This is a genomic window from Aeromicrobium sp. (assembly GCF_037719875.1).
Lineage (GTDB): Bacteria > Actinomycetota > Actinomycetes > Propionibacteriales > Nocardioidaceae > Aeromicrobium.
The window spans coordinates 70,854-78,732 of record NZ_JBBJMJ010000015.1 but is presented as its reverse complement, the minus strand read 5'-3'; the positions used below and the strand labels follow the sequence as shown (position 1 = coordinate 78,732).

Genomic DNA, 7,879 nt, shown 5'->3' with positions numbered 1-7,879 from the left:
CAAAGGCGCATCACCAGCCGACCTCGTTCCCAACCTGGCAGGACAGAACACCTAGTCATCGACTCGGCCTGCGTCGACATCCCGGTGCCCCGCGCACTCCTCGATGAGGACGGCCTCCTGCCGCCGGGTGCGGAGCGCGACGCGATCGAGCAAGGGGTGGCTGCGCTCGCCGCGGCCGGTCAGGCTTCGACCAGTTAGGACAAGTGCTTGGGCTGGCGACTCGACTTGTGGTCGTCGTCGGCCCCGACGGAGTCCTGCGCGGCGCCTTGATCGGCGCCCGTCCCGCCGGACGACGAGTGGGACTCGAGCCTGACCATGACCGATTTGGAGGTCGGTTGGTTGCTCCCCGTCGCGGTCGAGTCGAGCGGTACGAGGGGGTTGGTCTCGGGATAGTAGGCCGCCGCTGAGCCTCGCGGGGTGTCATAGGAGACGATGCGGAACCGGGTGGCAACACGCGTGACCTCGTCGTCGGCCCAATAGGACACCAGGTCGACGAGATCGCCGTCGGAGAAGCCCAGCGCAGTGATGTCGTCCGGATGGACGAACACGACCCTCCGGCCGTCCTCGATGCCCCGGTAGCGGTCGCTCATCCCGTAGATCGTGGTGTTGAACTGATCGTGGCTCCGCAAGGTCTGCAGCACGAGGTGACCGTCCGGCACGTGCAGCAGCTCGATCGGGGACGCCACGAGCTCGGCCTTGCCCGACACCGTCTCGAACGTGCGGGAGTCACGAGGGGGATGGGGCAGGACGAACCCGCCGGGCCGGTCGACATTGTGCTGGTATGACTCGCAGCCCGCGACGACCCGCGAGATGTGGCCGCGGATGATGTCGAAGTCCTCGGCCATCGGGGCCCAGTCGATGCTGCTGCGGTCGCCGAGGGTCGCCGCCGCGAGCCCGGCGACGATCGCGACCTCGGAGCGTACGTACGAGCTGACCGGGGCGAGGACGCCGCGTGAGGCGTGGACCGCGGACATCGAGTCCTCGACCGTGACGAACTGCTCTCCGGCCCGCGAGACATTCTTCTCAGTCCGGCCCATGGTCGGGAGGATCAGGGCGGTCTCCCCGCACTCGAGGTGGGACCGGTTGAGCTTGGTCGACACCTGGACCGTCATGGTGGCGCTCCGGAGGGCCTTGGCGGTGATGTCGGTGTCGGGGGCGGCCTGCACGAAGTTGCCGCCCATCCCCATGAAGAACGATGCCTTGCCGTCACGCAGGGCCCGGATCGCATCGACCGTGTCGAGGCCGTGCTTCCGCGGCGGGTCGAAGCCGAACTCTGCCTGCAGCGAGTCGAGGAAGCGCTCCGGCACGCGCTCCCAGATGCCCATCGTCCGATCGCCCTGCACGTTGGAGTGTCCGCGTACGGGACAAAGACCAGCGCCGCGCTTGCCGATGTCACCGCGGGCCAGGGCGAGGTTGGCGATCTCCCGGATCGTCGCGACGGCATTGCGGTGCTGGGTCAACCCCATGGCCCAGCAATAGATCGTCGCGCCGGACCCGCGGATCATCTCGGCGGCTTCGGTGATCTGGGCGCGGCTCAGTCCTGTGGCCGTTGCGACGACATCCCAGTCGACGGACCGCACGTGCGCGGCCCACTCGTCGAACCCGCCCGTGTGGCGCTCGACGAACTCATGGTCGATGGCGTCCCACTCCAGCAGCAACGAGCCGATCGCCTGGAACAGGGCGAGATCGCCGTTGATCCTGATCGGCAGGTGGAGGTCGGCGATGTCGGTGCCCTTGCCGACCACGCCGCGGGGTGACTGCGGATTGCGGAAGTTGACGAGCCCTGCCTCGCGAAGCGGGTTGATCGAGATGATCTTGGCACCCCGCCGCTTGGCGATCTCCAGGGCCGACAGCATGCGGGGGTGGTTGGTGCCCGGATTCTGACCGGCGATGACGATGCAGTCGGCGTCGTAGAAGTCGCGCAGGCTGACGCTGCCCTTGCCGATGCCGATCGACTCGGTCAGCGCCGTGCCGCTCGACTCGTGGCACATGTTGGAGCAGTCGGGGAGGTTGTTGGTGCCGTAGGCGCGGATGAACAGCTGATACAGGAACGCGGCCTCGTTGGAGGTGCGGCCAGAGGTGTAGAACACTGCCTCGTCGGGGCTGCCGAGTGCATTCAGCTGATCGGCGACCAGGCGCAGTGCCTCCTCCCAACCGATCTCCTCGTAGTGCGTGCCGCCGGGCCGCTTGATCATGGGATGCGTGATGCGACCCTGCTGGCCTAGCCAGTACTCGTCGTGAGCCGACAGCTCGGCGAGGCTGTGCCGGGCGAAGAACGCCGGCGTCGCGCGCTCCTTGGTCGCCTCCTCCGCCACGGCCTTCGCGCCGTTCTCGCAGAACTCCGCAGTGTGCCGGTTCTCCGGATCGGGATCCGGCCAGGCGCAGCTCATACAGTCGAAGCCGTCGGCCTGGTTGAGCTTGCGCAGGGTCTTGGCGGTGTTGCGCAGGCCCATATGCGAGACCGCGCGCTGCAACGACACGCGTACGCCCGTCACTCCGGCGGCGGTCTGCTTGGGCTTGTTGACGTCCAGCTCGTCGTCATTCGCGGTGTCCCGTTTGCTCATGTCACGTCCCCTCAGGGGTTCATTGTCACTCGGTGGCCCGCGACCCGCACGTTGCGCGCTTCAGAGGACCAGACGCGGGGAGGTGTGCCCGAGTGCGCTGGCGATCTGGTCGGGCAGCGTCACTTCGCCGGTGGGGATGAGGCGTACGACGAGTGACTCGCGAGCCCAGCGGTCGATCGCATGGTCCCCGTCGGCAAGGTTGAGCCGCCCGGACTTCAGCGCAGACGTGATGGGATCCCAGTGCTCGGAATCGGGGGTGACGACCTCGACCCGGGCCTCTGCCTGCGCCACGAGCGCACGGTTGGACTTGCTGCGCAGGCTGAGAGTGACGAGCTGGTGGTCGGCGATGCCCGGCAGGGGCTGCTCGGCGCCCCCTGAGACGACGCACACGGCGTCGCCCACCCACTCGTGCCAGACCGGTCGGGACTCCTGGGCATACGAGATCCACACCAGGCCGGACTTCTTGGCGAGCTCGGCGATGAGGTCGACGGTGGTCACACCGCTCAGAGTACGGCCGCCGCATCGGCTGCCTGGACTGGCGCCGACACGCTGACCGGGACGGTGCCGGTGGCCTCGCGCTCGGCCAGACCGCGGACAAACGTGCCGATCTCGTGGATCGCGGCCCGCGCCTCGGGCACCCACGCCGCGGCGGCCTGGAACACGTGCACCTGCCGGTCCCACACCTGCAGGTCGCACGGGACGCCCGCGGAGACGAGGCGGTTGGCCATCAGCTCGGCGTCAGCCATGAGCACCTCGCGAGACCCGATGTGGATCATCGCGGGCGGCATGTCGGCCAGCGGCATGTTGACCGGGTCGACCCGGTGCCCGGAGATGCCCCGTCGGGTGTCCATGCGCAGCGAGACATCCGTGAGCTTGGCGACGGCGTTCATGGGAAACGTCTGGCACCGATTGGCGTTGCGGTGGTTCTGCTTGCCCGTGGGATCGAAGTCGAGCAGAGGAGAGATCGCAACGACTCCGGCCGGCTGGCCCCAGCCCTTGTCGATGACCGCTCGCGCCACGCTGAACGCCAGGTAGCCACCGGCGGAGTCGCCGGCGATCGTGATGCTCTCGGGGGAGTAACCCTGGTCGAGGAGCCAGCGGAATCCTTCGACACCGTCGGCGACGGACTCGGTGATCGGCTCGTAGGGCATCTGGCGATAGCCGACGTTGAGCACGGGCTGCTCGGAGGCATACGAGATGCGAGAGACGAGGCGGCGGTGCGTGTTGAGCCCGCAGGTCAGGAATGCGCCACCGTGGAAGTACAGGATCGCCCGGTCGTTGCCGCCGGTGATGTCCGAGACGCCCTTGGCCTGGAGCCACTCGCTGTTGCAGCTGGGCAGGTCGACGGTCCTCCACATCGTGCCCTCGTGCACCGGCAGGAGCTTGGCCGCATGCTCGATCACATTCGGGGGAAAGATCTCGAAGGGAAGTCGGGCCCACATCCCGAGCGCGGGGCGTACGGTATGTCGCAGACCGAGGCCGAGGAGGCGGGACTGGATGCTCGCGCCGCGGAAGAACTGCGGTTGGGCGGCCAGAGTCAGATGCGCTGCCATCAGGGATTCCCTCCTTACATCTCTGCCGCGTTCAGCAGAGATGCATTCATGAATATTTCACATACAGTGACTTGCGCCACATGTGGTCGTTAGCGTACTGCCAGTACGCCCTTCCCGCCTTAAGGATTGCCGATGTCGTTCATGCCCCTCACGGACTCGATGTTCCTGTTGGCGGAGTCCCGCGAGCACCCGATGCATGTGGGTGGGCTGCAGCTGTTCGTCCCGCCTGAGGGATCCGGGCCCGAGTATGCCCGTGAGCTGCTCGAGGCCTTCCGCCAGACCGACAACATCGCACCGCTGTTCCGGCGCCGTCCGGCTGAGCCGGTCGGGTCGTTGGGCAACACGTGGTGGAAGACCGACGACACGATCGACTACGACTACCACGTCCGTCACTCGGCCGTGCCACAGCCGGGGCGCATCCGTGAGCTCCTGCAGCTGACCTCGCGGTGGCACGGATCCCTGCTCGACCGACACCGTCCGCTGTGGGAGGTGCACATCGTCGAGGGACTCAAGGACGGGCGGATCGCGGTCTACACCAAGGTCCATCACGCGATGGTCGACGGTGTCTCGGCTCTCCGACTCATGACTCGGTCGCTCAGTGAGGATCCGGATGCTCGCGACTGCCTGCCGCCCTGGGCGTTGTCGCCGCGAAAGCCCGCCGGCGGTGGCAAGGGGTTCGCCCCCATGGGAGTCGTACGTTCGGGGGTCGGCACGGCCGGCGAGATCGCGGGACTTCTCCCGGCCGGGCTCAAGATCGCCAACCAGGTGATTCGCGACGGCGACATCACGCTGCCGCGCGCGCCCAAGACGATCCTCAACGGCACGGTCGGCGGCGCGCGGCGATTCGCGGCCCAGTCGTGGGAGATCGAGCGGATCCAGAGGGTCGCGAAGTCATCTGCGACGACGCTCAACGACGTCGTCCTGGCGATGGTCTCCGGCGCCCTGCGGGATTATCTCCTCGAGCAGCACGCCCTGCCGGACGAGCCGATGACGGCCATGGTGCCTGTCTCGCTGGCCCTGCGCGCCGAATCGGCCGGCAAGGACGCCTCGACCGGTAACGCCACCGGCGCGATCGTCGTCAACCTTGCGACGAACCGCGAAGCAGGAGCGACCCGGCTGGAGGAGATTGCCTATTCGTCGCGGCAGGCCAAGAAGATCCTCCGCGACCTGACGCCGACCCAGATCCTCGCCTTCTCGGCCGTCCAGATGCTGCCGCTGGCGATGGCGCCGATCCCGGGATACGTCAAGTACATCAACCCGCCGTTCAACGTCGTGGTCTCGAATGTCCCGGGCCCCCGCAACCAGATGTATTTCAACGGAGCACGGCTCGACGGGATGTATCCGGTCTCGATCGTCGCGGACGGCCAGGCGCTCAACATCACGCTGACCAGCCGGGAAGGATTCCTCGACTTCGGCCTGATCGGCTGTCGGCGCAGTGTGCCCCACCTGCAGCGGCTGTTGACGCACCTGGAGTCCGCACTGGCCGAGCTCGAAAAGGCCTGGGGGTAGGTCGCCAGCGCTGGGAGTGACGCTTTGGAGGTTTCGACACGCGTGTCGCCTCAAAAGCGTCACTCCCAGCGGGGGGCGGCAGACTGTCGGGGTGAACGCCTTCCTTGCGCTGGTCGCGATCCTTGGCGTCTCGGCGTCTGGGCCTCTCATGGCCGCAGCCTCCGCTCCGGCACTGGCGATCGGCTTTTGGCGCAATGCGCTGGGCACGATCGCGATCGTGCCTTTCGCGGCCGGGTCGGCCCGGCAGGAACTGGGCGCGCTCGGGCGGCCCGAGTGGCGGGCCACGGTGTTTGCCGGGCTCATGCTCGCGCTGCACTTCGGCACCTGGATCACGGCGCTCAACATGACATCGGTGGCCGCGGCGACCGCGATGGTCAGCATGCAGGTCGTGTTCGTCGTCGTGATCGACCGGCTGCGTGGCGAGGCCACGCCACGGTCGGTGGTCGGGGGCATGTCGCTGGCCGTGGTCGGTGTCCTGGTCATCACCGGGGTCGACTTCTCGTTGTCCGCGCGTGCCCTGACCGGGGACCTGCTGGCCCTGGTCGGTGGGCTCACCGCGGCGCTCTACCTGATGGCGGGGAGCCGCGTGCGGGAGCGGGTCTCGACCACGTCCTACACCTTCGCCTGCTACGGCATCTGCGCCGCAGCCCTGGCCACGGCGTGCCTCGTCGCGCAGGTCGAGATGGTCGGCTTCACCGGACGTACCTGGCTCGCGATCGTGACGGTGACGATCTGCGCACAACTGCTCGGGCACTCCGTGCTCAACCACCTGCTGGCGGTCATGAGTCCGGGTCTGATCTCGCTCCTGCTGCTGCTCGAGGTGCCAGGCGCCGCCCTGCTGGCCGGCATCTTCCTCGACCAGACCCCTCCGCTCGGGGTCTATCTCGGGCTCGCCCTGATCCTTGCCGGCCTCGTGGTCGTCGTGCTGGGCCGTCCGCCACCCACCGAGGTGCTCGCCGAGTGACTCCGTAACCAAGGTCACCTCCTGCCCCACACGACGTACGAGTTACCTGTCGGTAGAGTCAGCAGGTCACCGCCAGCAATGTTGAGGAGCCCCGAGATGGGTCGTCTTGTCCGCACCGAAGGTCTGACCGAGATCCAGGAAGAGATCCTGAAGACGGTTCGTCAGTTCGTCGAGAAGGAGATCATCCCGGTCGCCACTGAGCTCGAGCACAAGGATGAGTACCCCACCGACATCGTCGAGGGACTCAAGGACCTGGGCATCTTCGGTCTGATGATCCCCGAGGAGTACGGCGGACTCGGCGAGTCGCTGTTGACGTACGCGCTGGTCGTCGAGGAGATCGCCCGCGGCTGGATGAGCGTCTCGGGCGTCATCAACACGCACTTCATCCTCGCCTACCTCATCCGCCAGCACGGCACCGACGAGCAGAAGCAGAAGTATCTGCCGAAGATGGCCACCGGCGAGGTCCGCGGTGCGTTCTCGATGTCCGAGCCCGCCCTGGGGTCCGATGTCGCGGCGATCAAGACCAAGGCCACCAAGACCGACGACGGCTATGAGATCACCGGCCAGAAGATGTGGCTAACCAACGGTGGGTCGTCCAACCTCGTGGCCGTCCTGGTCAAGACCGATGAAGGTGACGACTCGGTCTACAAGAACATGACGGCGTTCCTGGTGGAGAAGGAGCCCGGCTTCGGCGAGACCGCGCAGGGCGTCACGATCCCCGGCAAGCTCGAGAAGATGGGCTACAAGGGCATCGACACCACCGAGATGATCCTCGAGAAGCACCAGATCTCGGCCGATCAGGTCCTCGGCGGCAAGCCCGGTCAGGGCTTCTACCAGATGATGGACGGCGTCGAGGTGGGTCGCGTCAACGTCGGCGCCCGCGCTGTTGGCATCGCCAACCGTGCGTTCGAGCTCGGCATCGCCTATGCCCAGCAGCGCGAGACGTTCGGCAAGCCCATCGCGCAGCACCAGGCGATCTTGTTCCGGCTCGCCGAGATGGCGACCAAGGTCGAGGCCGCTCACTCGATGGTCGTCCGCGCGGCCCGCACCAAGGACTCCGGCGAGCGCAACGACGTCGAGGCCGGCATGGCCAAGATGCTCGCTTCGGAGTATTGCAACGAGGTCGTGCAGGACTCGTTCCGCATCCACGGTGGCTACGGCTACAGCAAGGAGTACGAGATCGAGCGCCTCTATCGCGAGGCCGCGTTCATGCTCATCGGTGAAGGCACCTCCGACATCCAGAAGATGATCATCGGCCGGAGCCTGCTCAAGGACTACAAGCTTTAGGG

7 protein-coding genes are annotated in these 7,879 nt (G+C 66.9%); 4 read left to right on the top strand and 3 right to left on the bottom strand.

What is annotated here, in order from left to right; genetic code table 11:
- A partial coding sequence (locus WKF39_RS13420) for a hypothetical protein (protein ID WP_340389231.1) occupies positions 1–198 on the top strand: 198 nt, incomplete at its 5' end.
- Here WKF39_RS13420 and WKF39_RS13415 read toward each other — a convergent pair.
- The 3 genes from WKF39_RS13415 to WKF39_RS13405 are packed head-to-tail and all read right to left on the bottom strand — an operon-like array spanning position 195 to position 4,117.
- Positions 195–2,564, bottom strand: coding sequence for an FdhF/YdeP family oxidoreductase (locus tag WKF39_RS13415; protein WP_340389229.1), 2,370 nt, complete (start codon positions 2,562–2,564; stop codon positions 195–197). The two genes, WKF39_RS13420 and WKF39_RS13415, sit on opposite strands and share 4 nt — an antisense overlap.
- A 60-nt stretch (positions 2,565–2,624) precedes the next feature.
- A complete protein-coding gene (locus tag WKF39_RS13410; protein ID WP_340389227.1) occupies positions 2,625–3,062 on the bottom strand; it encodes a hypothetical protein in 438 nt (145 codons plus the stop codon).
- Positions 3,063–3,067: 5 nt separating this feature from the next.
- The gene (locus tag WKF39_RS13405) at positions 3,068–4,117 is read right to left on the bottom strand and encodes an alpha/beta hydrolase fold domain-containing protein (RefSeq protein ID WP_340389225.1); all 1,050 of its coding nucleotides are present in this window, start codon (positions 4,115–4,117) and stop codon (positions 3,068–3,070) included.
- A gap of 132 nt (positions 4,118–4,249) precedes the next feature.
- On the opposite strand from WKF39_RS13405, the gene WKF39_RS13400 reads away from it, so the two are divergent.
- The 3 genes from WKF39_RS13400 to WKF39_RS13390 all read left to right on the top strand — a co-directional run bounded on the left by WKF39_RS13400 (position 4,250) and on the right by WKF39_RS13390 (position 7,877).
- The gene (locus WKF39_RS13400; RefSeq protein WP_340389223.1) at positions 4,250–5,626 is read left to right on the top strand and encodes a wax ester/triacylglycerol synthase family O-acyltransferase; all 1,377 of its coding nucleotides are present in this window, start codon (positions 4,250–4,252) and stop codon (positions 5,624–5,626) included.
- Between the two features lie 91 nt (positions 5,627–5,717).
- Complete coding sequence (locus tag WKF39_RS13395) at positions 5,718–6,590, top strand: DMT family transporter (protein ID WP_340389221.1); 873 nt, start codon at positions 5,718–5,720, stop codon at positions 6,588–6,590.
- Between the two features lie 96 nt (positions 6,591–6,686).
- Positions 6,687–7,877 (top strand): acyl-CoA dehydrogenase family protein, encoded by a 1,191-nt coding sequence (locus WKF39_RS13390; protein ID WP_340389219.1) that lies wholly within the window; start codon positions 6,687–6,689, stop codon positions 7,875–7,877.
- Positions 7,878–7,879: the final 2 nt, after the last annotated feature.

Bases quoted from the DNA above. Each gene is read 5' to 3' on its own strand.
- WKF39_RS13415 (WP_340389229.1), bottom strand. From the start codon at position 2,564: ATGAGCAAACGGGACACCGCGAATGACGACGAGCTGGACGTCAACAAG.
- WKF39_RS13405 (WP_340389225.1), bottom strand. From the start codon at position 4,117: ATGGCAGCGCATCTGACTCTGGCCGCCCAACCGCAGTTCTTCCGCGGC.
- WKF39_RS13400 (WP_340389223.1), top strand. From the start codon at position 4,250: ATGTCGTTCATGCCCCTCACGGACTCGATGTTCCTGTTGGCGGAGTCC.
- WKF39_RS13390 (WP_340389219.1), top strand. From the start codon at position 6,687: ATGGGTCGTCTTGTCCGCACCGAAGGTCTGACCGAGATCCAGGAAGAG.